Annotated in this window: 18 protein-coding genes; 10 read left to right on the top strand and 8 right to left on the bottom strand. The window is 58.7% G+C overall.

Annotation, left to right across the window (positions count from 1 at the left end):
* Window positions 1-10: 10 nt before the first annotated feature.
* The 4 genes from chlG to pufB form a co-directional block, all read right to left on the bottom strand.
* Window positions 11-943: a chlorophyll synthase ChlG gene (gene chlG, locus Q1A00_RS06170; protein ID WP_298400577.1), complete on the bottom strand. Its 933-nt coding sequence runs from the start codon at window positions 941-943 to the stop codon at window positions 11-13.
* 170 nt (window positions 944-1,113) lie between these two features.
* Complete coding sequence (gene puf2C, locus Q1A00_RS06175) at window positions 1,114-2,358, bottom strand: cytochrome c-554 Puf2C (protein WP_298400575.1); 1,245 nt, start codon at window positions 2,356-2,358, stop codon at window positions 1,114-1,116.
* 251 nt (window positions 2,359-2,609) lie between these two features.
* A complete protein-coding gene (gene pufA, locus Q1A00_RS06180; RefSeq protein ID WP_015941356.1) occupies window positions 2,610-2,780 on the bottom strand; it encodes a light-harvesting protein in 171 nt (56 codons plus the stop codon).
* A gap of 32 nt (window positions 2,781-2,812) precedes the next feature.
* Entirely contained in the window at window positions 2,813-2,974 is a 162-nt protein-coding gene (pufB, locus tag Q1A00_RS06185) for a light-harvesting antenna LH1, beta subunit (RefSeq protein ID WP_298400567.1), read from the bottom strand.
* A gap of 304 nt (window positions 2,975-3,278) precedes the next feature.
* Between pufB and Q1A00_RS06190 the strand changes: the two genes are divergently transcribed.
* Together Q1A00_RS06190 and Q1A00_RS06195 are read left to right on the top strand one after the other, a co-directional pair.
* Complete coding sequence (locus Q1A00_RS06190; protein WP_299755764.1) at window positions 3,279-5,027, top strand: ABC transporter ATP-binding protein; 1,749 nt, start codon at window positions 3,279-3,281, stop codon at window positions 5,025-5,027.
* Between the two features lie 53 nt (window positions 5,028-5,080).
* The gene (locus Q1A00_RS06195) at window positions 5,081-6,865 is read left to right on the top strand and encodes an ABC transporter ATP-binding protein (protein ID WP_298400562.1); all 1,785 of its coding nucleotides are present in this window, start codon (window positions 5,081-5,083) and stop codon (window positions 6,863-6,865) included.
* Window positions 6,866-6,870: 5 nt separating this feature from the next.
* On the opposite strand, the gene Q1A00_RS06200 is transcribed toward Q1A00_RS06195, so the two are convergent.
* Both Q1A00_RS06200 and Q1A00_RS06205 read right to left on the bottom strand, forming a co-directional pair.
* Complete coding sequence (locus Q1A00_RS06200; RefSeq protein ID WP_298400560.1) at window positions 6,871-8,058, bottom strand: hybrid sensor histidine kinase/response regulator; 1,188 nt, start codon at window positions 8,056-8,058, stop codon at window positions 6,871-6,873.
* Complete coding sequence (locus Q1A00_RS06205; RefSeq protein WP_298400558.1) at window positions 8,055-10,682, bottom strand: ATP-binding protein; 2,628 nt, start codon at window positions 10,680-10,682, stop codon at window positions 8,055-8,057. Before Q1A00_RS06205 ends, Q1A00_RS06200 begins: the two co-directional genes overlap by 4 nt.
* A 195-nt stretch (window positions 10,683-10,877) precedes the next feature.
* Here Q1A00_RS06205 and Q1A00_RS06210 point away from each other — a divergent pair, with 195 nt between their 5' ends.
* Window positions 10,878-13,757, top strand: coding sequence for an N-acetylmuramoyl-L-alanine amidase (locus Q1A00_RS06210; protein ID WP_298482245.1), 2,880 nt, complete (start codon window positions 10,878-10,880; stop codon window positions 13,755-13,757).
* Window positions 13,758-13,791: 34 nt separating this feature from the next.
* On the opposite strand, the gene Q1A00_RS06215 is transcribed toward Q1A00_RS06210, so the two are convergent.
* A complete protein-coding gene (locus Q1A00_RS06215) occupies window positions 13,792-14,439 on the bottom strand; it encodes a CBS domain-containing protein (protein ID WP_298400554.1) in 648 nt (215 codons plus the stop codon).
* 223 nt (window positions 14,440-14,662) lie between these two features.
* On the opposite strand from Q1A00_RS06215, the gene Q1A00_RS06220 reads away from it, so the two are divergent.
* From Q1A00_RS06220 to Q1A00_RS06230, 3 genes are all read left to right on the top strand, one after another.
* The gene (locus Q1A00_RS06220; protein ID WP_298400552.1) at window positions 14,663-15,697 is read left to right on the top strand and encodes an ABC transporter ATP-binding protein; all 1,035 of its coding nucleotides are present in this window, start codon (window positions 14,663-14,665) and stop codon (window positions 15,695-15,697) included.
* Window positions 15,698-15,829: 132 nt separating this feature from the next.
* A complete protein-coding gene (locus tag Q1A00_RS06225; RefSeq protein WP_299755767.1) occupies window positions 15,830-17,992 on the top strand; it encodes a heterodisulfide reductase-related iron-sulfur binding cluster in 2,163 nt (720 codons plus the stop codon).
* A gap of 159 nt (window positions 17,993-18,151) precedes the next feature.
* Entirely contained in the window at window positions 18,152-19,165 is a 1,014-nt protein-coding gene (locus Q1A00_RS06230; protein ID WP_298400547.1) for a glycosyltransferase family 2 protein, read from the top strand.
* A gap of 10 nt (window positions 19,166-19,175) precedes the next feature.
* Here the strand turns inward: Q1A00_RS06230 and Q1A00_RS06235 are convergent, their stop codons facing one another.
* On the bottom strand, window positions 19,176-19,679 hold the full coding sequence (locus Q1A00_RS06235) for a MarR family winged helix-turn-helix transcriptional regulator (RefSeq protein WP_298400544.1): 504 nt from the start codon (window positions 19,677-19,679) through the stop codon (window positions 19,176-19,178).
* Between the two features lie 188 nt (window positions 19,680-19,867).
* Between Q1A00_RS06235 and Q1A00_RS06240 the strand changes: the two genes are divergently transcribed.
* From Q1A00_RS06240 to Q1A00_RS06255, 4 genes are all read left to right on the top strand, one after another.
* On the top strand, window positions 19,868-20,710 hold the full coding sequence (locus Q1A00_RS06240) for a hypothetical protein (RefSeq protein WP_298400541.1): 843 nt from the start codon (window positions 19,868-19,870) through the stop codon (window positions 20,708-20,710).
* 275 nt (window positions 20,711-20,985) lie between these two features.
* Window positions 20,986-22,053 carry an ATP-binding protein gene (locus tag Q1A00_RS06245; RefSeq protein ID WP_299755828.1) on the top strand — a complete coding sequence of 356 codons (1,068 nt, stop codon included), beginning with the start codon at window positions 20,986-20,988 and terminating at the stop codon, window positions 22,051-22,053.
* A 70-nt stretch (window positions 22,054-22,123) separates the two neighbouring features.
* On the top strand, window positions 22,124-23,845 hold the full coding sequence (locus Q1A00_RS06250) for a penicillin-binding protein 2 (protein WP_298400538.1): 1,722 nt from the start codon (window positions 22,124-22,126) through the stop codon (window positions 23,843-23,845).
* Window positions 23,846-23,975: 130 nt separating this feature from the next.
* Window positions 23,976-25,256, top strand: coding sequence for a S41 family peptidase (locus tag Q1A00_RS06255; protein ID WP_299755771.1), 1,281 nt, complete (start codon window positions 23,976-23,978; stop codon window positions 25,254-25,256).
* Window positions 25,257-25,294 lie beyond the last annotated feature (38 nt).

A 25,294-nucleotide genomic window follows, 5' to 3' on the forward strand; every position in this document is an offset into this window, starting at 1 on the left:
CTTACGCCCATCACGCCGCCAGACCGATCGCCGCCGCCAACATGCCCCAGACGTAGAGCATAATCGCGGTGGCGTTGAAAAAGACCTCATTGTTTTCGGGATCACGGATAAAGCGCGCGTTCGGAATGCTTTGTGCCGCCAGCAAGATCAAGACCACGGTAGCTGCCACCGGGTGACCCCAATGGTAGAGCAACCCAATCACCGCGATCTGGGCTACGCCCATCGTCGTCACCACCATGCGCGCCGCCATCACCTTGCCATACTGCACCGGAATCGAGCGGATACCCATCAGGGTATCGCCTTTGATGCTCTTGAAATCATTGACTGTCATAATCCCGTGCGCGCCGAGCGAATAGAGCAGCGCAATCGTTACGCTCTCACCGGTCAGCGGAGCAAACGCGGCATGCCCAGCCATCCATGCTAACCCTTCGTATGAGATCGCCACCAGTGCGTTCCCGATCCAGCCATTTCGCTTGCCGCGCACCGGGCGCAGGCTATAGGCCAGCGCAAAGATCAAGCCGAGAGCGACAAAGAACGCCACGTTCCGGCCAAGGAAGAGCGCAATGCTTGCCCCGATCCACGTCAAGATGGCAGTCAGAATATAGACATGGCGCAGCGAGACTTTGCCCGAGGGGATCAACCGGTGTGGCTCGTTAATCGCATCGACCTCGCGGTCGGCATAATCATTCACGACCTGCGACAAGCCACACAACACCGGCCCAGCCATAAACATACCGAGCAGCAAGCGCCCGATCGACTCGTTCCATCCGAGCGCGCCGCTCGCAATCGCGCCGCACATAAACGCCCACGTCGGTGCAAACCACGTGACCGGCTTCATTAATTGGATGGAACGGGTGAACCACGCATAGCGCGGTTGGGGCTGATCAGTTAGTGGCAGCGACGGTGGAGGATTCAATCCGGTGCGGTCGCTCATGTCGCTCATAACGAGTGCTCTCTAGTTCAGAAGCCGCGGCTAGCGATGTCGATCACCAATACCGTAGCTTGCATACCAGCAGTAGCCAGCATGCGCAACTTGTGCGCCGTTGCGTCTTCGCGTCAACCCATCGCGAAGTAGGATCGCCGGGAGCTTACCAATGCCCCCGGCACATACTGTCAACGTCCGCGGATCTGCGGTGGCAAAATCACCACGCCAGCATCGTTGTTGGGAATGTCTGCTTGATTGATCGAGGCCAGCGGAATACTGTTGCCGCGGTGGCAGGTATAGCAGCCGGGCACATTGTAAACCTGCCCGTCGCCAAGCCGTTGGTACGAATAGCGGCTGGCAGCGTCGCGGCCAGTTGGCACTTCCGGCTTGCCGATCGCGCCATACTTCGTCCAATTTTCAGCCAGCCATGTGGTCAGCAACAGCATGCGCTGCGCCTTCAACTTGTTGTAAGCGTAGGCCGGATTAAGCACATTATCGCCGGCCGGATTCAGCTCATAGGCAACAAAGTTGCGCGAATTGTGGCAGAAGGTACAACCGACTCCGAGCGACCAAGATTGATAATTCATCACGTTCTGGTTGATCGTCACCTGATCCTGCGTTCGGCCGCCATCGTAGGTCAACGCCAGCGATCCTCGTCCGCTGTCGGGAACTGCCGGATCGAACGGTTTCCAGACCTGATAGTTATAGATGTAGTAAAGAACCGCATCCTTGAGCAGCACCTGATCACGGATGGCTTCCGGTTTGAGCGCGGGATCAAGGATCGCTTGGCCGTTTGCATCGAGCGGATCAACCGTTACCTTAATCGGTGGAACCGAATTGATAAACTGTGCGCCAAAGCTCTCAAGATTGTTGGGTGCATTGTTATGGCAGGTGGCGCACTGCACGTAGTTGCCCTTCCAGTTGGGCAAATTGACAATAAACTCGGCGTTGACATCACGAACGAGCCGCAGCATGTTGCGCGCTGCTATCTTTTGAGGATACTCATCGCTAGCAAAGTTGTTAATGTTGTGGCAATATTGGCAGCCTACACCAAGCGCGCCAGATACATACTGTTGCATGTACGTCCAGATCTGCGCTGAACTCATGCCGACCAGCACCTGTACGTTTACGGTGTTAGGATACTGCTGGACCCAAGCTTGGCCAGCTTGTACACCTTCCGTCCATGCTTGCTGGCCCAACCAATTCTGCCGCCCATCGGTGGGGGTAACTGGTTGCGATTCTGTGATTACCTTAATGCCGTCGCTCGGACTCCAGCGTACGCCCGCTAATTGTGCCGCTACCCGTTGTGCGCGGCCCAATGTCAGATCGTAGACCCACCAGAAGGTGGCTGTGGTAATGACTGCAACAATAATTCCCACCGCCACCGAGACAACGATCGCCAATTGCCGATCACTTGGTCGTGACGATTGCATGGGTCTCTCCTGCTCCAGATCGGCTGCCCGGCGATGCCGGCGCCGATGCAAACGTGAGATCGCGGCGGAAGGGCTACGCCGCCTGTCACTTCGTGCCTGATCTTAAGTATACACGAATTGGTTCAGAAGGTCAATTTTTTATCTATGTGCAAAAAAAGCGTAGATTCCTTGCTGCTTACGAACAACAACCGCCAGCAGCGTCTCTGCTGGCGGTTGCCGTCTCACGCGAGCCGTGGCCGGCCCGCCATCGATCAGATCCCGAACAGCGCACGCGCTGTGCTCAGCAACAGAGCGCCGCCTGAATCCGACAGCCAGTTGTACTCTGGGCTGCTCAGCACGATGAAGTGAATGAGCAACGCTACCACAAAACCGAGAATGGTGAAAATGACGATATTCGTCCGCACCGGGCTGCGAGGCTGCATGAATTGTTCCTCCTCACACTATAGGCCATTGCTTAGGGGAGCCACGGCTTCCACAGATAGACCAGCAAGTGCGCGACCACCGCGATGGCGCCGAAGCCGTAGAACGACTTCACCACGATGTCATGCAACAGCCAGTCTTGGTTGTTGAACAGAGAACGCCATTTCGGTGGAACCAGATCGTCATCGTCGCGCATGGGCGAACCTCCACTTTTCTGCTACCAACACGACTTCCTTTGACACCCGGCCAGTCTTCCACAACGCTTCCGCTCTCCTCTGCGCCCTTCAGCGGCGTTTGGTGAAGACCATGCATCAGTGGTGTGTTGCTTAAATTATATAGAAGTCAACGAAAAATGTCAATCCGTTGCTTTTAAGAAAAAAGACAATTGTAGGTTGCGATTTGCGTGGCGTAGCGCAACTCGCTTCCACCTTGCGACTGACGACACCCGGTTGGCAATCTTTTATACTGCAAGGGCGATATTTGCTTTGTCAGGAGTTGCTATGACTCATCTGCGCCTGCTGTTTCCTTATCTGCGCCGTTACCGCCGCCGGCTGCTGCTCGGCGGGCTGGTTGCCGCGCTCGGCGCAGCGGTAAGCGCGCTTGCTCCGCTTGTCTTGCGCATAGCGGTGGATAGTGTCGCCAGTGGCCATCTCTCCTCGCAGCAGTTGCTTTGGTTCGGCGGTGCGTTGATTGGTCTGGCTGTTGTCGATGGAGTGATGAAATTCGCCCAACGGATGTTGATTGCCGTCACTTCGTACTACATCGAGAACGATCTGCGCGCCGATCTGTTTGACCGCTTGCTCAGTCTTGATCAGGCGTTTTACCATCAGCACTACACTGGCGATTTGATGGCTCGTATGACCAACGATCTCAGCGCCGTGCGCCAGTTTCTCGGCCCCGGCCTCAATGGCGCGGCGACGGCGTTGCTGACCTTTCTGGCCGCGGCGGTGCTGATGCTGGTTGTCCAACCATTGCTGGCGTTGATTGTTATCTTGCTGTTGCCGATCGCGACTGTTGTCTTTGTCGCGATTGGCAGCCGTATGCGCCAGATCTTTCACCGGGTGCAAGATCAGTTTGGGGTGCTGTCAACCCGCGCCCAAGAGAATTTTGCCGGCATTCGCACGATTAAAGCCTTTGCCCAAGAAGAGGCTGAAGTTGCCGTCTTTACTGCCGATAACGAACGGTACCGCGATCTTAATCTGCGCTATGTGCTGCTCTCTGGCCTGTTGTGGCCGGCAATGACCCTTTGCCTTGGCCTGATTGCCGCGCTGATCTTGTTGGTGGGCGGGCGGATGGTGGCTGCCGGGACGTTGACGATCGGCGAGTTGGTGCAGTTTAATGCCTATTTGGCGCTGCTGGCCTTCCCGATGATCATTCTGGGTTGGATGGTCAATCTGTCGCAGCAGGCGATCGCCTCGCTCGAACGGCTCGGTGAGGTGTTACGTCGCCAACCGACGATTGCGTCGCCTCCTGCGCCGCGCCAGCCCGCCGGTCATGGCGCGATCGAGTTCCGCAAGGTGGGCATTCGCGCCGATCACTCCGCCGATCGCTGGTTATTGCGCGATCTGTCGTTTACCGTGCCTGCCGGCAAAACGCTGGCCATCGTCGGCGCGACCGGTGCCGGCAAGACGACGCTGGTACATCTGCTAGGCCGGGTACGGGATCCAGATGTGGGTCAGGTGTTGGTTGATGGTGTTGATGTGCGTGAGTTGGATCTGGCCGCTTTGCGCCGCATGATTGGTTATGTGCTACAAGAGAGTTTTCTGTTCAGCATCCCACTGCGCGAGAATGTTGGCTTCGGCGTCGAGACGATCGATCCTGCCCGGCTGGAACACGTGATTACCGTGTCGCGCCTTGTAAACGATCTCGACCAGTTTCCCGGCGGCTTGGAGACGATGGTTGGTGAACGTGGCGTGACGTTGTCGGGTGGCCAAAAGCAGCGGGTAGCGATTGCCCGTGCTCTGATGCGCGATCCGCGTATTCTCATTCTTGACGATGCGCTGAGCAGTGTCGATACCCATACTGCGGCCCAAATTCTGGCCGATTTGCGCGCCGAGATGGCCGGACGCACCACCATTATCATCGCCCAACGGATCGCCACCGTGCGCGACGCCGATCAGATTATTGTGCTCGATGAGGGCCGGATTGTTGAACAGGGTTCGCATCAGGCGTTGTTGGCGCTGAACGGTCGCTACGCCGCAATGTATCGCCGTGAGTTGCTCGCCGCTGAACTCGAACGCGAAGAGTAGGGATACAGTGCCGCTGTATCCTTACGACTACGAAATACATATCGGAGTTGCTCATGTCACACGGGTTTGATGACGATACCATCCTTGGCAAAGCCTACGATGGCCGACTGGTGCGCCGCTTGGCCGGTTACGTGATCCCGTACTGGGGCCGGTTGAGCGTTGCCATTGGGTTGTTGATCGGTGCGATTTTGACCGATCTGCTGCCACCGTTGCTCGTTCAGCAGGCGATTGACGGCCCAATCAGCGCCGGTGCGGTTGATGGCGTCTGGCCCTATTTCGTCGCTTTTCTTAGCGCACTGTTGGCTAATTTCGCCTTTCGTTATAGCCATTCCTACTTTATCAACAGCGTTGGTCAGCAGGTGATGAAAGACTTGCGGGTGGCAATTTTTCGCCACATTCAGCACATGAGCCTGTCGTTCTTTAACCGCAACCCGGTGGGCCGCTTGATCACCCGCATCACGAACGATGTCGATGCGCTCAACGAGTTTCTCACCCAAGGGGTAGTGATGATCGTGGCTGATCTGCTCACCTTGATTGGCATTATCGTGGTGATGTTTGTGCTCAATTGGCGGTTGGCCTTGATCAGCATCGCCACCTTGCCGGTGCTGGTGGTGATCGTTGCGATCTACCAGCGGTTGATGCGCTCGGCCTACCGGCTGGTGCGGCAGCGATTGGCCCGAATCAACGCTTTCCTCAGTGAACAGATCAGCGGCATGCTTGTGACGCAGCTCTTTAACGGTGAAGGGCGCAGTCGCGTTGCGTTTGCCCGTCTGAGCGACGATTATATGCAAGCCAACATTCGCTCAGTCTTGATCTTTGCCATCTTTATCCCCTCGGTCAACTTGCTAGCGGCGATCGGCACTGCGGCGCTGCTGTGGGGCGGCGGCAACGGCGTACTGGCCGGTTGGGCATCGCTTGGTATGCTGGCGGCCTTTATCCAGTACCTTGAGCGCGCGTTTCAGCCGATTCGCAATCTCGCTGAGCGGTATACCATCCTGCAATCGGCGATGGCTTCCGCCGAGCGTATCTTTGCCGTCCTTGATACTCAAGCCGAAGTGCGCGATCCGGCCCATCCCCGTGCGCTGCCCACGCCGGTGCGCGGCGAAATCGAGCTGCGCAATGTGGTGTTCGGCTACGATCCGGCGGAACCGGTGCTGCGCGGGATCAACTTACATATTCCTGCCGGCCAATCGGTCGCAATCGTCGGCGCGACCGGCGCCGGCAAGAGTTCGCTGGTTGGCCTGCTGGCGCGTTTCTACGATGTGCAAGCCGGGAGCATTATGCTCGACGGCATCGACATTCGCGAGCTCGCACAAACCGAGTTGCGCCGCCATATCGCCGCCGTGCCCCAAGACCCGATCTGTTTCAGCGGGACAATTGCCAGCAATATTCGCCTGCACAACAACGCGATCAGCGATGAGCAGGTGCGCGCCGCCGCCGAGCTGGTCGGTGCGCACCGCTTCATTGAACGGCTGCCCGGCGGGTACGAGTACGAAGTGCGTGAACGTGGTGCGAATCTCTCGATCGGCCAGCGCCAGTTGCTCGCCTTTGCCCGCGCGATTGCGTTTAACCCTGAAGTGTTGCTGATTCTCGATGAAGCGACCAGCAGTGTTGATACCGAAACCGAGGCGTTGATTCAAGCGGCCTTGGCTCGCTTGATGCGCAACCGTACCAGTATCATTATTGCCCACCGCCTTAGCACCATCCGCCACGTGGATCGGATTATCGTGCTGCACAAGGGGCGGGTGGTCGAAGATGGCACCCACGACGAGCTATTGGCTCGGCGTGGCTACTACTACCGGCTCTACCAATTGCAATTTGCTGACGTAGGGGCATAACGGTGCTATACCCCTACCGACCGGCGCGGGATGGCGACGGTGAACGCGCTGCCCTCACCCGGCGCGCTGCGCAACGCGATTTGGCCACCGTGCGCTTCGACGATATGGCGCACAATCGCCAACCCAAGTCCGCTGCCGGGATGGCCGCGGGCCAACGAATGATCAACCTGATAGAAGGGGAGAAAGATCTTTTCGTGTTCGGTGGGCGCGATCCCGATCCCAGTATCCTCTACCCGCATAATCAAGCGGGTCGGCTCATCGCGCACAATGAAGCACACCTTCCCACCCGGTTTGTTGTACTGGAAGGCATTATCCAGCAAGTTGCGCACTAAATGCTCAAATGCTGATCGATCAACCTCAATCGGTTGGATATCCGAGAGTGCCACATCGAACTGCAACTGCGCCTGCGCTGCTCGTTCACGGAACATCGCGATCAGCGGACGCAGCACATCAAGCGGCTGCAAGGCCACAAAGTTGAGCGCGCGGCTGCGGATCTCTTGAAAGTAGAGCAAATTGTTGAGCTGACGCGCCAAAATCTCGCCGCTGCGCCGCATCACGCGCACCGCTTCTTCTTGTTGCGGGTTGAGCGGGCCAAGCATGCCGCGATCGAAGAGTTCGAGATAACCAAGCAGCGAGGTAAGCGGGGTGCGCAATTCGTGCGAGAGGGTGGCGAGGAACTGATCTTTAAGCCGGTCGAGGTCTTGCAGTTGGGCATTGGCGATTGTCAACTCCCGTACCCGCGCCTCTAGCCGCTCAACCAGTTTTTGGTTATACGACCGCAGCAGCGCCGTCTCCATCGTTTCCGGCAATCGTTCGCGCCGCCCCTCGATGAATTCGGCGATTTGGGCCGGCAGTGCACGGGCATCGATCGGCTTGCTCAAATAGCCATCGCACCCCGCGACCAAGGCCCGCTCGCGCGAGCCCGGCGATGCATCAGCGGTCAAGGCAATAATCGGCACGCCACGCAAATGCGGCAGCGAGCGTAGGCGCGTGGTCGTTTCGTAGCCATCGAGGCCGGGAATGCCGAGATCGACAAGCACGAGCGTCGGATGGCTTGTACGGGCGAGCGCCAACCCGTTTGGCCCGTCTTCAGCAATCACTACCTGATAGCCGCGAGCGCTGAGCACCCGCTGCACCAGACGTTGATTATCAGGATTATCTTCGATGTATAAGATCTGTGCTGGTTGGCTCATGACATGACGACATTGGCCCTAACCGGCGCAGCAAGCAACGCTGATTGGGCAACGGGTAAGGTGAAGGTGAACGTTGACCCAATACCCGGTGTGCTGTCAACCCAGATCCGGCCGCCTTGGGCTAGCACCAGCTTGCGGGTAATCGCCAACCCTAGCCCTGTGCCACCGAGGCGTGAACGCCGGCCATGGATCTGCACAAACTCGCCAAAGATATCTTGTTGCCGCTCGAGCGGAATACCGATGCCGGTGTCAGAGACGCTTACCGCCACGTACCGCTCAATTTTACCATCGCCATTGACCTCATCATACATTTGCGCGCTTACTGTAATAGTACCACGTTCGGTAAATTTGATCGCATTCGAGAGTAAATTAAACAGAATCTGGCGCAACCGGTCACTATCAGCCGCTACCTTAGGCAGCGTCGCCGGTAAGGCGTTGCGCAGCGTAACCGGACGGTTGCGCAACAGTGTCTGCACCGTGTCACACACTTCACCGGCCACCTGTTGCAGATCAACTGGGCTAATTTCAAGATTTAGGTGACCGGCTTCAATGCGTGCCAGATCAAGCAGTTCGTTGATCAAGTGCAACAAGAACCGCCCATTGCGATTGATACTCTGCACATCTTCGCGTTGGGTCGGCGTCAACGGTTGGTCGGTATCGTCGAGCAAGACGGTCGAAAAGCCGATGATCGCGTTCAGCGGCGTGCGTAATTCATGACTGATACTGGCGAGGAAATCGCTCTTGCGCCGGTCGGCGAGTTGCGCCCGTTCGAGCGCAGCGCGCAGCTCTTCAGTACGTTGCGCTACTTGTTGTTCGAGGTCGTTGTACAGTTGTACGTTCTCAATCGTCAGGCCGACCATGCTGGCAAACATCAGCAATTGCGCGGCGTCGCGGGTCTGCACCGGACGCTGACTCAGTTTGTAATCGGCGGAAATGATCCCGATCACCGCATCGTTGCGCCCGAAGATAGGGGCTTGCACATACGACCGGCTGGCCGAAGCAGCCTGCTTGGTCTGATCAACCCAAGGATTCTCCCATGGATTATCAACGATTATCGCCTTCCGGCTGCGCACCACATCAGCTTCGACGCTATTGCCATCGAGCCGCAGCGGTTTCGCGTTTGCCACCGCCAGAAACTGCTGCGCTTGCAACTCGTTGCCGGGGCCGAATGAGGCGCTGACCGCGCGCAGGACTTCGCCGTCAACCAGATAGAGCACGGCCCGATCGAAGCCAAATCGTTCGCGCACGGCCTTAGGGATCGTTTCGAGCAAGACGGGCCACGAGAGAATGCCTTTCAGTTCGTTCGAGACGGCATTCAGGGTGGCCAATTGGCGCGCGTTTTCTTCGAGTTCGGCAATCTTGCTTTGCAAAGTGTCGGTCATGCGGTTAAAGGCATCGACCAACTGCCCAATCTCATCGCTACCCGCAGCGGGAAGGCGTTGAGTCAGATCGCCGCCGGCTACCGCTTGCACACCCTCGCGCAGCACGCTGATCCGGTTGGTGAACGAGAGCGAAAGCAAGAGGCCAAGCATGCTGATGGTGACAATGATCATCAGCAACACAGCCACTAATTGGTTCCACAGCCGGCTCTGGCTCTCGCTGAGGCGCTGGCCGACGGTGATCGCAGGGGCGTCAATTTCATTCGCGGGAATGATCAGAGCTACGCTCCAGCCGGCAGTGGTGATCGGCGCGAAGGCGACATAGCTCGCCTGATCCTGCTCTTGGATCAATTGCACCCCCGATTGGCGGCCAACCATCATTTCAGCCACAGCGCGCAGATCGGTATTGGTTGACTCGAGCAGATTCTCGGTGCGGTACGGTTGATCCCACCGCACATTAGCTCGCATATCTGGGCGCACGATCACATCGCCGTCGGCATTAATCAGCAACGCATATCCGCTTGAACCAACATCAACAGTAAGGAGGTCTTGCTGGATGGTCTTGAGCAGGAGATCGAACGCTACCACCCCGATAAACCGGCCCTGCCGGTCGTAGAGCGGGCTGGCGCAGGTTGTGGCGAGCAAACCGGTATTGGCATCAACGTATGGTTCCGTCCACACCGTTGCGCCGGCGTCACGCGCTTTGCGATACCACGGGCGCACCCGCGGGTCGAACGCTTCGAGCGTCAGTAGTTGGTCAATGACCGCTTCGTTGTCAAACGCGAGGATCCCACCCTCTTCCAGCGCAATGTACCCAATGTTGACGAGTGGATTCTTCGCAACCATTTCACGCAGGAGGGGGATCATCTGGCGCACGTAGGCTGCTTGATTGGCGTATTGGCGCAGCAAGTCATCGGTGGGGCGCGGCGCGATCCATACCCGGTCGCTGCTGAAGGCGATGACCGGCACATTATAACGATCGAGTGCGTACCCGGCCACTGTCTCGACTTGTTGCTGCACGCTCATCAACGCCGTATCGTACAACTGCGCTTTGTCGGCGGCGCGCTGGCGCAAGCTGGAGGTGGCCTGTTGGCGTAGACCATTCGTGCCCTCGACTACCGCCGTTTCACGGGCAATATTCAAACTGCTCAGTCCGAGCCAGCCGACGATAATCAGCGGTGGTAAGGCAAGACCGAGCAGCAGCAGCAGGATTTTGAGTTGAATGCTTGAGCGAATGGCGTTCATAAACGCTGGCAAATATGGCGATGAAGCTCAGAGCAGGGTTTGGTTGACTGGTTAATTAAACCTTTGTGTATGGTAACAGAAGTTTCCCCAATCAGCAATCGGGTGCAGATGACGGATGGCTTACAGGGTGGCTGTCATCGATTCGTCACCCCAGCCTCTCGCTTTTACGACGAGCTATCGTTAGAATGAGGGCAGATGAAAACCTATTCGCCGAGGTGTACGATGATTACGGGCATTCGTCTTCTCCTCTCCATCGGCCTCCTCTGGGCGCTGCTTCTGCCGTTAACGCCGGTGCCGGCAGCCCCGGCTGCCAATGCCGATGGCCGGCCCGATACGCAGCTCTTTGCCACCGATATGACGACCGCACCGGCAGCCGCTCTGCCTCTGTTGGCAACCGCTAGCGGGTATCAAACTGCGCCGACTCCCGCGCCGCGCCCGTTTACCCATTTGCTGCTGAACTGGACGGCTGATCCGGCTAGTGCGCCGGTCGTGATGGTGCGGGTGAGCGGCGATGGTGTGATGTGGAGTGATTGGGCCATTGTGGCCGAGGATGAGGAACTCTGGCAGGCTGGTGATGGCGATGATCTGCACTGGAGCGAGATTGTCTATGCCGGTGAAGATCGGAACTGGTATCAGGTGCGGGTTGAAACTAATGATCCTGCCGCGTTTCGCTCGGTTGCGGTCAACACGGTCGATAGCCGGTTTGGCCCGGCGGTTCCGGTGGCAACGCCATCCGCGGAAGTCGCCGCCGTCTCGCGCCCGCCGGTAGTGAGCCGCACGGCATGGGGCAATCCGCACGGCCAGACCAGCCCGCAAGCACCGCCAGCCTATTACCCGGTGCGCCATTTGGTGGTTCACCATACTGCTGGCTCAAATACCCTAGCCGAAGGCCAGACGTGGGTTGATGTGGTGCGTTCGATCTGGTCGTTCCATACGTATACCCGTGGTTGGGGCGACATCGGCTATAACTATCTGATCGACCCCGATGGCGTGATCTACGAAGGGCGGGCTGGCGGCGATGATGTGGTTGGCTTTCACGATACGGCCAATTACGGTTCAATGGGTGTCTCGCTGATCGGTAACTATAGCACGGTTGAGCCAACCGCGGCTGCGATTGACTCGCTCGTGGCGCTACTGGCGTGGAAAGCAGATCAAAAGCGGATCGATCCGATGGGGCGCAGCTTCTACTACGGCTGCTCGATCTCGCGCTACTGTGCTCCCTTCAATCCCGGCGCCGTGATTGACCATATCAGCGGCCACCGGCAGGTTACCCCTAACGGCTACACTACCTGCCCCGGCGACCGGTTGTTTAACCTGTTGCCGCTGGTTCGCCAGCGGGTGCAGGCCCGGCTTGCCGGCGAAAGCCAGCCCGACAACGGCGATCTAGTGATCGAAGAACACGAGAGCGGCTTTACGCGCAGCAACGCTACGTGGTATCAGAGCGCCTGCGGCTATGGCGGCAGCGCGCTCTATACCTACGCCACCAATCAACCATCCGCAAGTGCCAACTGGGCAACGTGGCGACCCAATCTGCCGGCCTCCGGCGTCTATCGGGTACTGGTGCATATTCCGGCCAATTGCGCCAATCTCAATCCCAGCCGGCAAGCGCGCTACCGGATCACGACTGCCAACGGGGTGGTCGAACGGGTGGTTGACCAAGCGACTCAGCAAGGTTGGGTCGAGCTCGGGGTGTATAACTTTGCCGGCAGCACTGCGAGCATATCTCTTTCGGATCTGACTGGCGAACCGTTAAGCGACCGGCGGGCCGTGCTGTTTGATGCCATGCAATGGCAGCCGATTGATACCGCTAACCAGCGCCTTGAACTAGTAGCGGTGGAGTATGGCGCCACAACCATTGCCGCTGGCGAGGTATTGCCGGTGCGCTTTACCGTGCGCAATGCCGGCGCAGCACCGATCTATGGCCAAGATCCACTGGGGGGAAGTGTGTTTGATCTCAGCGCCGGCACGTTCGAGCGCGAAGGGTACGTCTACGATGAAGGCGAATGCTTCCTTGGCGCGCCTAATCAGAGTTACCCAACCTTTCCCAAAGAAGCTGGGTCCTTCCGGGTGATGTTGGGGCCGGTAGATCGCGAGGTAAGCTGCGCCGGCGCAACCGGTGGCTACCCGTGGCGATGGGGGATCAGCGGGCGGCTTGACCCCGGCCAAACCCAGACCATTGTCGGCTATGTGCGGTTCCGGGCTCCGGGGACGGTGACGCTGCGGGCTGGCGCGATCCAAGAGTATGTGGCCTACGTGACCACGGCACAAGCTGAGCAGCAGATTACGATCACGCCGGAACGGCAGCCGCCGCAGCCGGCCCGCTATAATGAGAGTTTGCAACCGCTGGCGATGGTGTACGAATTGGCCAACACCCCGGAACGGCTGCTTGCCCGCACGCAAAACCCGCTCAGCATCCGGCGTGGCGCACTGCTCGGCAGTTTCGTCTGGTATGGCGAGTTGCGCGATTGGGGTGGCGGCGGGCCGTTGCCCGGCCTGAGCAACCACTTTCTGATCGAACAGACTCGCACCTTTGTCGCGCCGGTGAGCGGTGAATATACCTTCGAGCTGAGCAGCGACGACGGGGCATGGCTGTGGGTCAACGAGCAACTGGTTGTCGCAAATGCTGGTATTCATCCCTTTACGACGGTGACCGGCACTATCTCGCTCACTGCCGGGTTGCATACGCTTGCGATCAAATATTTTGAGTTGGAGGGCGGAGCAGCGGTTGGCTACCGGGTCAAAGCGCCGGGGGCTGACGATTTTGAGCTTGTGCGTGATGGGTTGGCCCAAGGTGAGGGGGTTGGATCACATTTCCGCACACTCACCGGTCTACGGCTAAGTGCATCTGATTTAGGCGGCGGCAGCGCGCGGCTACGCTACTCGTGGGATGGCGAAACGTGGATTACCACGACTGATAACGTGATCGAGATCGAGGCGCTGGCCGATGGCGAATACCGCTTGCGCTATCAGGCCATTGATACCAACGGCAACGAGAGCGAAATCCTCTCGTTGCCATTGCGGGTCGATAGCGCGATGACGATTTACCGTGCAATGTTGCCGTGGGTCACGCGGTAGGGGCAACGCAGACGTTGTGCCTACCGCGCTGCTATTATGGATGCGTCTCGCGCACATCTATCACTTTCGCCACCACTGGCGTAATCACCTCGCGCACCTGATCGATCGCCATTCCGCTGACCTTAAAGGTCACTTCCGACATAGCCGCCGTCTCGCCGGCGAAGGTGCCAAGCGCAATGATATTCCCGCCGCTATTGGCAATCGCTGCCGTGAGTTTGGCGAGCGATCCCGGTTCATCGGCCATGCTCACCGTCACCCGGATGCCGGGGCTGCGTGCGCCCATGAGCTCAAGAAAGATCTTAAATAGATCGGTCTCGGTAATAATACCGACCAGCTCATTCCCGCGCATGACCGGCAACCCGCCTACCCGTCGGTCGGCCATAATTCGCGCCGCTTCCTCGATCGGCGTGTCAACCGAAACCGTATAGACATCGCGGGTCATCACGCGGTCAACCGTCAGCTTGCTTAGCAAGTAGTTCAATTCCCACACGCTCAGCGTCGTTGCTGGCGAAGGCGAGGCGTTGATCAGGTCTTTCAGCGAGACAATACCGACCAGACGACCGTGGGAAACCACCGGCGCGCGCCGGATATGTTCGGTACGCATCAAGTGCATTGCATCGTGGATCGACGTTTCTGGAGTTACCGTAATCGGGGGATGCGACATCCGCTCGCCAACAAACATAACGCTACCTCCCTGACGCCTCGTCACGAGCAGCGCCTTCGCTGCTCTCTATCTTCAACTATACCATGCGCCTGTATTGTGCGAAGTAAATGGGTAACAACTTTCACGGGTATGTTACAATCCGAATCGAAAGACCGGTACAGGCAGCGCGCCGCTCTGCCTTCTACGCTATCCGTATTGTGCGGGCCGAGCGCCGCTCTGCCCTCTACGCCATCCGTAAACCATGATCTCAATCGAAACAACCGCGCTCTCCATTCAACGCCTGAGCCGCCATTACGGATCGCTCACGGCGGTCAATGAAGTCAGTCTCGAGCTGGCTGCCGGCAAGTTTATGGCCCTGCTCGGCCCATCGGGCTGCGGCAAGACCACGTTGCTGCGCCTGATTGCCGGTTTCGAGCAGCCCGATAGCGGTGTCATTATGATCGGCGGGCGCACGGTGGTGGGGCCATGCGGGGCTGGCATCCCTCCCGAACAGCGTCGAGTGGGGATGGTGTTTCAAGATTACGCCCTCTTTCCCCATCTCAGCGTGGCGCAAAACGTGGCCTACGGCTTGCCGCGTAGTCCTGAACGCGAGACGCGGGTGCATGAGTTGCTGACGTTGGTGGGGTTGGCTGATGCTGGCCGGCGCATGCCGCACGAATTGTCGGGCGGGCAGCAGCAACGAGTGGCACTGGCACGCGCCTTGGCTCCCCGTCCGACCTTGATCTTGCTCGATGAACCCTTCTCGAACCTTGACGCCGGATTGCGTATGGCGGTGCGCAATGAAGTACGCCAGATTCTGCGCCGCGAAGGCGCGACGGCTCTCTTCGTCACTCACGATCAGGAAGAGGCACTCAGCATTGCCGATCTGGTCGGGGTCATGATCAACGGGAGGATTGTGCAGGTTGCACCGCCGCGTGACCTGTATGAGCGTCCGACCAATCGCGCCGTCGCTTCGTTTGTCGGTGCTGCTAATTTTATTCCAGCGGAAGCGCACGGTCTGGTTGCGCAGAGCGTGATCGGGCGCCTGCCGTTGCTGACCCCGCACCATGGCTTGGTCAGCGTAATGATCCGGCCCGAAGCGATCGAATTAGAGGTCGATGACGAATCGCCGCACCAGATCGTCGAGCGTAACTATTTCGGTGCCGATGTGCGATACGAGGTGCGCCTGAGCGACGGTGCTATGATCACAGCGCGTCTGGCCCCGTGGCACGATGTGCCAGTGGGCACACGGGTCAATGTCGTGGTGCGGGGGGCGTTGGTGGCCTTTGCCGAGTGATGCAGAAGGGTGCCGGTACTGGCGGCGTTTCGAGCGTGATGTCGTATGCCATCCTTGTCGCATTGACGCTTTGCAGCACGAATGCTATGATCGGCCCAGTTCCGGGCGCCGGCATTTGTGCGGAGAAAGGCAATGGAGCAAGAGCAGATTATCGCGATCCGCGAGATCTATTGGAACATTGACCATACGATTGGCGCAACGTTCCTCTACTTGACGGTTCTGATTACCACTGCGGTGATGGCATGGGGCATCCTGCGCGATATCGCCCGTTGGCGACGCGGACGGCCCGCCAACCGGATCGGCAATCCGATCACCCGCTTGCTTGAGTTTACCCGCCAGAGTCTTGGTCAAAAGAAGGTGCTGCGCGACCGCCGGGCCGGCGTGATGCACGCTTTGATCTTCTTTGGCTTTCTCACTCTGTTCATCGGCACCGATATTATTGCGGTCGAAGAAGATTTTACCATTCCGCTGATGGGTGAGCAGGCCGGCAAGATTTTGGTCGGCGATTTCTACAAGGCGTATGAGTTCATCCTCGATACGCTCGGTTTAGCCTTCGTCGCCGGTTTGCTGTGGGCAACGTGGCGGCGCTACCGCACCAAGCCTGACCGGCTCGATAACCGGCGCACCGATAGTTGGGTGTTGGGGGTGCTGTTGTTTTTGGGGATTGGCGGCTTTCTCATCGAGGGGTTGCGGATCGCGAACCAGACTATCGGCGGTGTGCCGGTTTACGAGCAAGAGTGGGCCAAGCTGGCGTATGTTGGCTTTGCGCTAGCCACCATCTTCCGCGCAATCGGCCTCGGTGACGGTAGTCCGGTGGCGCTCGCCATCCATCCGGTGCTTTGGTATACCCACGCTGCCGCGACCGGCCTATTCATGGCCTCGCTGCCGTTCAGCAAGTTCCGCCATATTATCTACACGCCGCTGAATACACTCTTCCGCGACTTGCAACCAAAAGGCGCGCTCGATCCGATCCCCAACCTTGAGGCTGAGATCGAGAAAGACGAGCCGCGTCTAGGTGTGACGACGCTGGCCGATCTGACGTGGAAGCGGCGGATGGATCTTGATGCCTGTATGCGTTGCGGTCGCTGCCAGAGTGTCTGCCCGGCTCATGCCAGCGGTGCGTTGCTCTCGCCGAAGTACATCATCACCAAGCTAGCCGACTTGCAGCGCGGCGATCCTATCCATTTCAAAGATGGCACGGTGCGTAAGCTGGCCGAATTGAATGGTAACGGCGTGACTGCCGAGACGATGCCATTGATTGGCACGTTGATCGAACCTGAGGAGCTGTGGGCTTGTACCACCTGCAATGCTTGCGTGCATGAATGCCCGGCGATGATCGAGCACGTTGATGACATCGTTGACATGCGTCGCCACTTGACGATGATCGCGAGCGAGGTACCGCAAGGCGTTAAGCGGGTGCTAGAAGGGATCGAGCGGCAGAGCAACCCATGGCGGCTGCCGGCCCGCGAGCGTAGCGCGTGGACGGAAGGGCTAGATGTGCCAGTGCTAGCCGAGAAAGAGCAGGTCGAGGTGCTCTATTGGGTTGGTTGTGCGCCGAGCTATGACGAACGATCGCGCAAAGTGGCGCGGGCCATGGTGCAACTGCTGCAACAAGCTGGGGTTGATTTCGCCATCCTCGGCGAAGAGGAGTGCTGCACTGGCGACCCGGCCCGTCGCATGGGCGAAGAGATGCTCTTTCAAGCCCAAGCCCAACAGGCGATCGAGACTATGCACCAATACAAGTTCCGCACGGTCGTCACCACCTGCGCCCACTGCTTCAACAGTATCAAGAACGAGTACCCGCAGTTCGGCGGGCGGGCCGGCATTGATTACGAGGTCGTCCATCACACCGAGTTTTTGGCCCGCTTGGTGCGCGAGGGCAAACTCAAGCCGGCCAAAGCGGTGAGAGAGCGCGTAGTCTACCACGATCCTTGCTATATCGGGCGCTACAACGACATCTACGATGATCCGCGCAGCTTGCTGAATAGCATCCCCGGCCTTGAGCTGGTCGAAGCGCCGGAGCGCAACCGCGAGCGGGCAATGTGTTGCGGCGGCGGCGGCGGCAACGTCTGGCTAGAACGCTGGGGTGAGCGCAATGTGAATGTGATCCGGCTGGAACAGCTCGTTGCGCCGCAACCGCAGACGCTGGCGGTTGCCTGCCCATTCTGCATGGTGATGTTTGAAGATGCGGCCAAGAACACCGGTCGCGCCGAGACGTTGCAGCGGCGCGATGTGGCCGAAATGTTGTTAGAGAGCGTTAGCGGCACGGCGTCCGGCGATGAGCGTGGTATGTAGAGACGGACGTTCGTCCGTCTCCCTACGCCGTAGAGGGTGAAACGCGAAGGCGCAGAGGACGCCAAGGGCGCAAAGCGTTGGAATTGGGGTGGTTTTTCCACTCGTTAGTCACCATCCTCAATGTCCTTGGCGCTCGTTGCGCCTTTGCGTTACATATTCATGACTGTACCACGTATCTCAATCATCTTGCCCATCCGCAATGCGGCAACGACCTTGCCGGCCTGTTTGCGTTCGCTGGCGCGGCAGCGTTTCACAGACTACGAAGTGCTGGCGATTGACGATGGTTCTGACGACGAATCGCCGGCCATTGTCGCCGCAGCGGCGGCGGGTGACGCGCGGATCGTGCCGATCAAGGCCGGACGGATCGGATTGACGGCGGCGCTCAATCTCGGTCTTGCGTTAGCACGCGCGCCGATCATTGCCCGGATGGATGCTGATGACGTGATGCACCCAGATCGGCTGGCGCTGCAATATCAGGCCTTAATGGCGCAGCCTCAGCTCGCTCTGATTGCTAGCCGGGTGGTGGCTTTTCCGGCGCGGGAAGTGCGAGCCGGTTTACGCGAATACCTGCGTTGGCAGAATCGGGTGCTTACACCGGAACAGGTGGCGGCTGAGATCTACGTTGAGTCGCCCTTTGCTCACCCCTCGGTGATGTTCCGGTGCGAGGCAGTGCAGAGATTGGGCGGTTACACCAATGAACCGTGGCCCGAAGACTACGAATTGTGGCTACGGATGCATGCAGCGGGGTTGCAGATGGCCAAACTACCGCGCAATCTGCTGGCTTGGCGCGAGCGACCCGATCGCGCGACGCGCACCGATCCGCGCTATGCCCGCGCCGCTTTTGACGAATTACGGGCTTGTTTCTTAGCCAATGATCCACGGCTACACAGCGGGCGGGCGCTGGTTTATTGGGGGGCAGGCCGAGTTACGCGCCGACGGGCGCGCCGGCTGATCGAACGCGGCTTTCCGCCAGCGGCATGGATCGATATTGATCCAGCCAAAATCGGCCAAACCATTTGGGGCGCGCCGGTGCATGCACCGAAATGGCTCGACCGCCAGCCACGGCCATTCGTGCTGGTGTACGTCACCAACCATGGCGCGCGCGACTTGATCGATGGCTGGTTAGCGGAGATGGGCTATCAACCGGGCCGGGATTATCTCAGCGTGGGATAAATGGCAGGGCTTAGTCGTTCGCCTCTTGCCCATTGCGGTCATCCTCAACTGGCGCAAGCAACCCGCTGTACAATGAGCGCAGCAATTCGCGCAATTGATGCACCTCGTGCTCAGAGAGCGAACGCATCCGCCTACGCAAGCGTTCGTGATGGCGCGGGCGCAAATTACGCAATTTCTCAGCGCCGGCTTCGGTGAGGCAAATGAGGCTCACCCGGCGATCGTTCGGATCGGGACGGCGCTCGACATACCCTTTGGCGATCAGACGATCGACAATACCGGTCAAATTGGAGTTGTCGCACATCATGCGTGCGCTGATCTCGCTGAGCGGCACACCGCTACGCGACGCATAATTCAGGATCATAAATTGCGGAACCGTCAAATCCTCACCGCGCAGATCGTAGCGATTGTACGTCTCGAGCATCGAGTGAACCTGACGCAGCAAGGTATATGCCTCAAGCTCAGGCGTCGTCTCACTACTCTGCTGCCGTCCGGTAGGCTCGGTGGAGAGGCTCATCGCTGTCTCCTCACTAGTGCGCTGGAGGCGCAGGGGTAGGAGTCAAATAAAATAGTGTCACTAGGCAAACAGGAGTAATAGTTGTCTACCGTATAATTCCTGCTACATGCAACTATAACATGACTATGACTGGCGTGTCAATATTGTTTCAAATGAAACAGTTTCTACTCATTTAAGGAGAACGGGGCGTGCAATCACCACAACCGCGTTATGAGCAGATTGTTACGATTGCGTTTATCGTCACAATCGGGCTGGTAATCGTGTTTCTCATCGACACCAGTACGGTCAATCCACGCTTTGCGTTTGGCGGCGATCTACCTGAAATCAGCCTATCATGGTTGTTAATCGGCTCACTAGCATTGTTAGCGGCAATGGGCGCCGATTGGGTTGCGCGCTCGCATCCGCACCCGATGAACTGGATTGTCCGTTCGTTCGGGCCATTACGCAGTGTAACTCCAGCATTCTGGTTCCTGCCGGGGCTGAGTGTGGTAGCAGCCTACGCCTTCTGGCAACTCTTCAATTCAGTGTTGGGCGGGACGGCCTTCTTGCTAGCGTTGATAGTCACTGCCGGGATGTTAATCGTGACACTCGCGGCGCAATATTTTAGTCTCGACCGGCGGGCCGAGATCCATACGCCGGCGCAGATCGTGTTGCATATCATCGGCTATCTCATCGCGTTTGGCAGCTTTAGCGCGATTTACTATACGCGCTATCGCACGCTCTATTCGGCGACAATGGTGGCGTTGGTATCTGCGTTCCTCATCTATGCGCTGCTCAACATCCAGCGCCGGCCGGTTTCGTTTGGGGTGGCGCTGGTTGCCGGCATCGGGATCGCCGAGCTGATGTGGGCTCTCAACTATTGGCAGACCACCTTTCTGTTGGCGGGAGTGGTGTTGGTGACGGTATTGTATGTTGTCGTCGGATTGTTGGGCTATGCCTGTATCGGTCAATTGAATCGTCGGCTTCTGCTTGAATACAGCCTTGTGGGGATAGCATTGGTAGGCGGTGTGGCATATATGTCATTGCGCTAAGGTGGTGGCGACTGCGCCGGGCCATAGCTGAGATTGGTAGTGATTGCAATAAAGACTCTTAACGCGATGCTTGTCGCTTGGTTGTGATCACTGAAGCGCCGTCTGTTTGGGCTAGCTCTAGGCATCATCAATCTTCCAAACAAGTGTCGTGAAGATCGGTCTTGCCGCGTTGCAGGCTTTCTGCTACACTTACTCATGCTTTATTGATCGTACCCCAGATTCATCGCGGCGACCTCATCCTTCCGGCCGCCGCCGGGAGAAAGCGCGTGCGACACATGATTGATGAGTGGCGACAGCGCCTCAACCCCGTCTTTCTCTTCGCCGGTTATCGCTGGCTGGCATGGCTCATTGCCGGGCTTGCGTTGACCTTACCCGGCTACGCAGTTGCGAGTCTTCCCCAACACGCTGGTCTCTTGCTAGTGGTATTGCTAGTCACGCTCGTGATTACTCGCCAAGCAGAGGGCTATCTGCGCCTGATGCAACGCCGGCCAGTGTTACTCATCCTTGATGTGTTGTTAGGCTGGCTGGTGGTCATCTTGAGTGGCGGTGGCTTGCTGCCGTTTGGGCCGTATGCCTTGAGCAGCCTGATTGCGCCAGCGTTACTGTTTAGTTGGCAAGGCGCGCTGATCAGCGGGATCGGAGCTGGGCTGTTGCATTTGATCGGCGGCTCAATCCTCGGCATTACCGATCTGGCTGGGATGCGGGCGGGTGTGCCGCTGCTCTTCGCGCTGGGTTGGGCGGCGTTCGCGGCGTGGCGGCGCATGCCGCCGGATCGTGCGCGAGGGCGGACGCTGTTACACCGCGATGCTTCAGCGCCGCCAGCAGCGTTGCGCCGTCCAACGTTACCGGGTAGCGAGCACATCGGGACAGCGCCGGAATGGTATCCGCCATCCATTTCCGGATCTGGCAGCCGGCGCGGGGCCGAATTGGCGCCTGCGGTCTCGTTACGGCCAGACCTGCGCCTTGCCATCACCCAGTTAGTTGATGGTGAACGGCAGCGCGGCGGCTTACAAGTGGCGTGCCAGATTGATGGTGCGGTGCAGAAGTTGACGGCGGCCCAACAAGGGGTGCTGTTGCGCGCCGCTCAAGAAGCGCTGGCGAATGTGCGCCGCCATGCCCACGCCTCGTCATGTAAGGTCTGGCTCCATATTGACGATCAGGCGGCGACGTTGCAAGTCGAAGATGATGGTGTCGGTTTGCTCGATGGTACCTACGAGCGTCCGCATTTACATGCTCTGCGTGCACTGCGCTACCGAGTCGCGGAATTCGACGGCCAGCTCGCCGTCTTTGAAGGCGAACAGGGTGGCCTGACCGTGCGGGTAACGCTTCCCCTCGAACCATGAAGTTGCGGTATCATGCCGATAGGCACTCGCTGCGCTAGCAGTGGAGGAATTGGCGAGGAGTTCTAAACGCATGAGACCGCGCCGTTTTTGGCATGCGCCGGCGCTCGTCTTGGCGCTGGCGTTATTAGGGTACGGCATCTCACTACCGGTTGAGCAAGAATCCCGTTGGTTGCTCTTCCTCTGGATTGGCGGGCCATTGGCCGGGTTAGTGTTGATCAGCCGGTTCAGCGACACCCCGCCGGGCAGTGATCTTGCGCGCACGGTTGCTCGGTTGGGGGCAGTAGTTATGATTGGTTTTCTAATGCTGAGCCTGCAACTGCTCCGCCAACAGTTTGTTCAGGCGGGTGTGATCAGCAACTATATCGTCACGAGTGCCGATGGTAGCACCACCAGCAATGTTCGCCCAGTCTTAGCGACGCAGCGCGTGGTGCGGGGCGCGATTCTCGACCGGCGAGGACGCACGCTCGCCGAGAGTGTCTCGGTCAACGGCATTGCCCGCCGTACCTATCCGCTCGCTGCTCAATATGACATGACCGCCTTTGGGCAGGTGTTGGGGTTTTTTAGCCCTCGCTACGGGCAAAGCGGTCTTGAAGCCACGTACAATGCCTATCTGTCAGGTGAGCGCGGTAACGAATGGCAGATGCTACTTAGTGAATGGACAGGGGAAGGGCAACGGGGTAACTCGTTGACCCTAACGCTCGATGCTGAATTGCAGGCACGGGTTGCAGCGTTGCTTGGCGATCGACGCGGCGCAGTCGTAGTGCTCGATCCGCGTAGTGGTGCAATCTTGGCCCTCGTTAGCCGGCCCGGCTTCGATCCGAGCCAGCTTGTGGTTGATCCGGCAGCGCCCGATCTAGCCGCCGAGCGGCGCCGGGTGAGCGACTATTGGTCTCAGTTGAACCGTGATGACTCTGGGCAGCCATTGCTCAACCGGGCCACGCAGGGTCGTTATCCACCGGGTTCGACCTTCAAGACGGTGACAGCAGTGGCGGTGTTGGAACACCCGCTGCAAGGGCAACCAAACCAGATTACCTGTCCGAATGAATATTTCCCGCAACCTGACGCACCGCCTATCGTTAATGCGGTTGACAACCTCGGCGCGCGGATTGGCGAACCGGCCACCTTAGAGCGGGTATACGCGTTCTCGTGCAATACCGCCTTTGCCCAATACGCCGTGCGGCTTGGTGCCGAGCGTTTGGCTGAAGTCGCGCAACGCTTTAATATCTTCACACCCGACCGGGTGCCCACAGGATTTCGCCCGTTGCGTGATGTGCCGTCTGAGCCGAGTCTGCTGGCGGTGCGGCCTGACTTTCTCGATCAGCCGCGGGCATTAGCCGATACCGGCTACGGGCAAGGGCAGTTATTAGTGACACCGTTGCAGATGGCGTTGGTGGCGGCAGCGATCGCTAACGATGGCGTGATGATGCAACCGTATTTGGTGCAGCGGATCACCCGCCCTGATGGCAGTGAAATCTGGCGAGCGTCGCCGAATGGGATCCGCCGGGTGATGTCGAGCGGGAATGCCCGCCGGATGCGCGACTATATGGCGGCGGTTGCCCAGTACGGTTTTGGCAGCGTTATTTCGCAGTTTGTGCCGCAACCAGTGGGTGGCAAGTCGGGGACTGCCGAGCATGTCCCCGGCGCGCCGCCGCATGCTTGGTTTATCGCGATCGGTCCGATCGATGCCCCGCGTTACGCGGTGGCAGTGATCATTGAGCAGGGTGGCGAGGGGAGCGGCGCAGCTGCCCGCTTGGCTGGCGAGGTGTTGGCGGCGGCCTTTGCAGTGGAATGATGGCGCGCCGGTGATGGGCATGGTACAGACTGGCAAGGTTCGTAGGGTGCGAGACCGAGTTCGTAGCATCACTCACCGTTGGCATACCTCACCCCGTGCCTCTCCCCGCAGGGGGGAGGCTTCAGATTGTATGCGCTGCATACGAACCGTCGTCGTCACAGTTCTCCGTTGGGCAATCCTCTGGGTGGTGGCTGGAGGCCTGATCGCCTGTGGGCGGCAAACCACGGTTCAACCAGAACCAACAGCGACCGCACTGCTGGCGCCAGCTGTTACGGCGGCCAGCGTTGCCACACCAACACCACTCCCGCCGCTTGATGCCACCCTTCGCCAACAGATTTTTACCGAGGTTTGGACGACAATTAATGAGCACTACCTCGACCCTACCTTTAACGGGGTTGATTGGGCCGCAGTGCGAGCTGAATATAGCCCGCGAGCGTTGGCAGCCGAAGATGACTCTGCCTTCTTCAACGTGATCAGCGCGATGGTAGCACTGTTACGCGACGATCATTCGCGCTTTGTGCCGCCGCAGGCGGTGGTGGCCGAAGATCGGCTGACGAGTGGGAGGGAAGAGCAGGTTGGGATTGGGGTCACGACGCTGCGGCTCAGTGATGGCTTGCTGATCCAACATGTCTTTCCAGCGAGTCCGGCGGCGCAGGCCGGTTTGCGCCCGCGTGACCGGATCGTAGCGATTGATGGGCAGACCTTCACGCTCGGTTCGATTGAAGGGCCATTGGGGAGTCGTGTTCGCCTGCTTGTCGCCCAACCAGAGGGTGGTTCGCGCGAGTTGGAGTTAGTGCGCGAACGGGTCGAAGGCCGGATCGAGCCGTTGGTGTTGCGGTTGAGCAATGATATCGCTTATGTAGCCGTTAGCACGTTGTGGGTGCGCGACATGCATGATCAGGTGGCAGCAGCGTTGCAACAACTCGGTGCTGAACGCCCGTTGCGCGGCGTCATCCTTGATCTGCGCAGCAATCCGGGGGGCTGGCGCGATGTCTTGAGCGGGTTGCTCGGCCATTTTGTCACCGGCGAGGTAGGCGCATTTATCAGCCGGAAAGGGGAAATCCCGTTGGTGGTGGCAGCGCGTGATCCCGATCTGCGCGGCCTGCCAGTTGCCGTCTTGATCGATCGCGGCACAGCATCGTATGCCGAGCTACTGGCAGCAATCTTGCAGCGCGAAGCGGGCGCGATTGTCATTGGAATGCCATCAGCCGGCAACACCGAGACGATCTACGCCTACGAAATTACTGGCGGGGCGCGGTTGTGGGTAGCGCAGGAAGGTTTCCGGCTCAATGACGGTTCTGATTTAGAAGGGCACGGGGTGCAGCCTGACGTGCAGCCAACCAGTGACTGGACACGCTTCCGGTTAGAGGCTGATCCATGGGTTGGACTGGCGCTCGAGTGGATGCGGTGAGGGACAGCGGCGAGGGATAGGTTGGCAACCTATCCCCC

It is taken from the genome of uncultured Chloroflexus sp., from assembly GCF_938091255.1.
Lineage (GTDB): Bacteria > Chloroflexota > Chloroflexia > Chloroflexales > Chloroflexaceae > Chloroflexus.

What these genes read in the sequence shown, in the direction of transcription:
- chlG (WP_298400577.1), bottom strand. Translation starts at nt 943, where the DNA reads ATGAGCGACATGAGCGACCGCACCGGATTGAATCCTCCACCGTCGCTG.
- puf2C (WP_298400575.1), bottom strand. Translation starts at nt 2,358, where the DNA reads ATGCAATCGTCACGACCAAGTGATCGGCAATTGGCGATCGTTGTCTCG.
- pufA (WP_015941356.1), bottom strand. Translation starts at nt 2,780, where the DNA reads ATGCAGCCTCGCAGCCCGGTGCGGACGAATATCGTCATTTTCACCATT.
- pufB (WP_298400567.1), bottom strand. Translation starts at nt 2,974, where the DNA reads ATGCGCGACGATGACGATCTGGTTCCACCGAAATGGCGTTCTCTGTTC.
- Q1A00_RS06190 (WP_299755764.1), top strand. Translation starts at nt 3,279, where the DNA reads ATGACTCATCTGCGCCTGCTGTTTCCTTATCTGCGCCGTTACCGCCGC.
- Q1A00_RS06195 (WP_298400562.1), top strand. Translation starts at nt 5,081, where the DNA reads ATGTCACACGGGTTTGATGACGATACCATCCTTGGCAAAGCCTACGAT.
- Q1A00_RS06200 (WP_298400560.1), bottom strand. Translation starts at nt 8,058, where the DNA reads ATGAGCCAACCAGCACAGATCTTATACATCGAAGATAATCCTGATAAT.
- Q1A00_RS06205 (WP_298400558.1), bottom strand. Translation starts at nt 10,682, where the DNA reads ATGAACGCCATTCGCTCAAGCATTCAACTCAAAATCCTGCTGCTGCTG.
- Q1A00_RS06210 (WP_298482245.1), top strand. Translation starts at nt 10,878, where the DNA reads ATGAAAACCTATTCGCCGAGGTGTACGATGATTACGGGCATTCGTCTT.
- Q1A00_RS06215 (WP_298400554.1), bottom strand. Translation starts at nt 14,439, where the DNA reads ATGTTTGTTGGCGAGCGGATGTCGCATCCCCCGATTACGGTAACTCCA.
- Q1A00_RS06220 (WP_298400552.1), top strand. Translation starts at nt 14,663, where the DNA reads ATGATCTCAATCGAAACAACCGCGCTCTCCATTCAACGCCTGAGCCGC.
- Q1A00_RS06225 (WP_299755767.1), top strand. Translation starts at nt 15,830, where the DNA reads ATGGAGCAAGAGCAGATTATCGCGATCCGCGAGATCTATTGGAACATT.
- Q1A00_RS06230 (WP_298400547.1), top strand. Translation starts at nt 18,152, where the DNA reads ATGACTGTACCACGTATCTCAATCATCTTGCCCATCCGCAATGCGGCA.
- Q1A00_RS06235 (WP_298400544.1), bottom strand. Translation starts at nt 19,679, where the DNA reads ATGAGCCTCTCCACCGAGCCTACCGGACGGCAGCAGAGTAGTGAGACG.
- Q1A00_RS06245 (WP_299755828.1), top strand. Translation starts at nt 20,986, where the DNA reads ATGATTGATGAGTGGCGACAGCGCCTCAACCCCGTCTTTCTCTTCGCC.
- Q1A00_RS06250 (WP_298400538.1), top strand. Translation starts at nt 22,124, where the DNA reads ATGAGACCGCGCCGTTTTTGGCATGCGCCGGCGCTCGTCTTGGCGCTG.
- Q1A00_RS06255 (WP_299755771.1), top strand. Translation starts at nt 23,976, where the DNA reads ATGCGCTGCATACGAACCGTCGTCGTCACAGTTCTCCGTTGGGCAATC.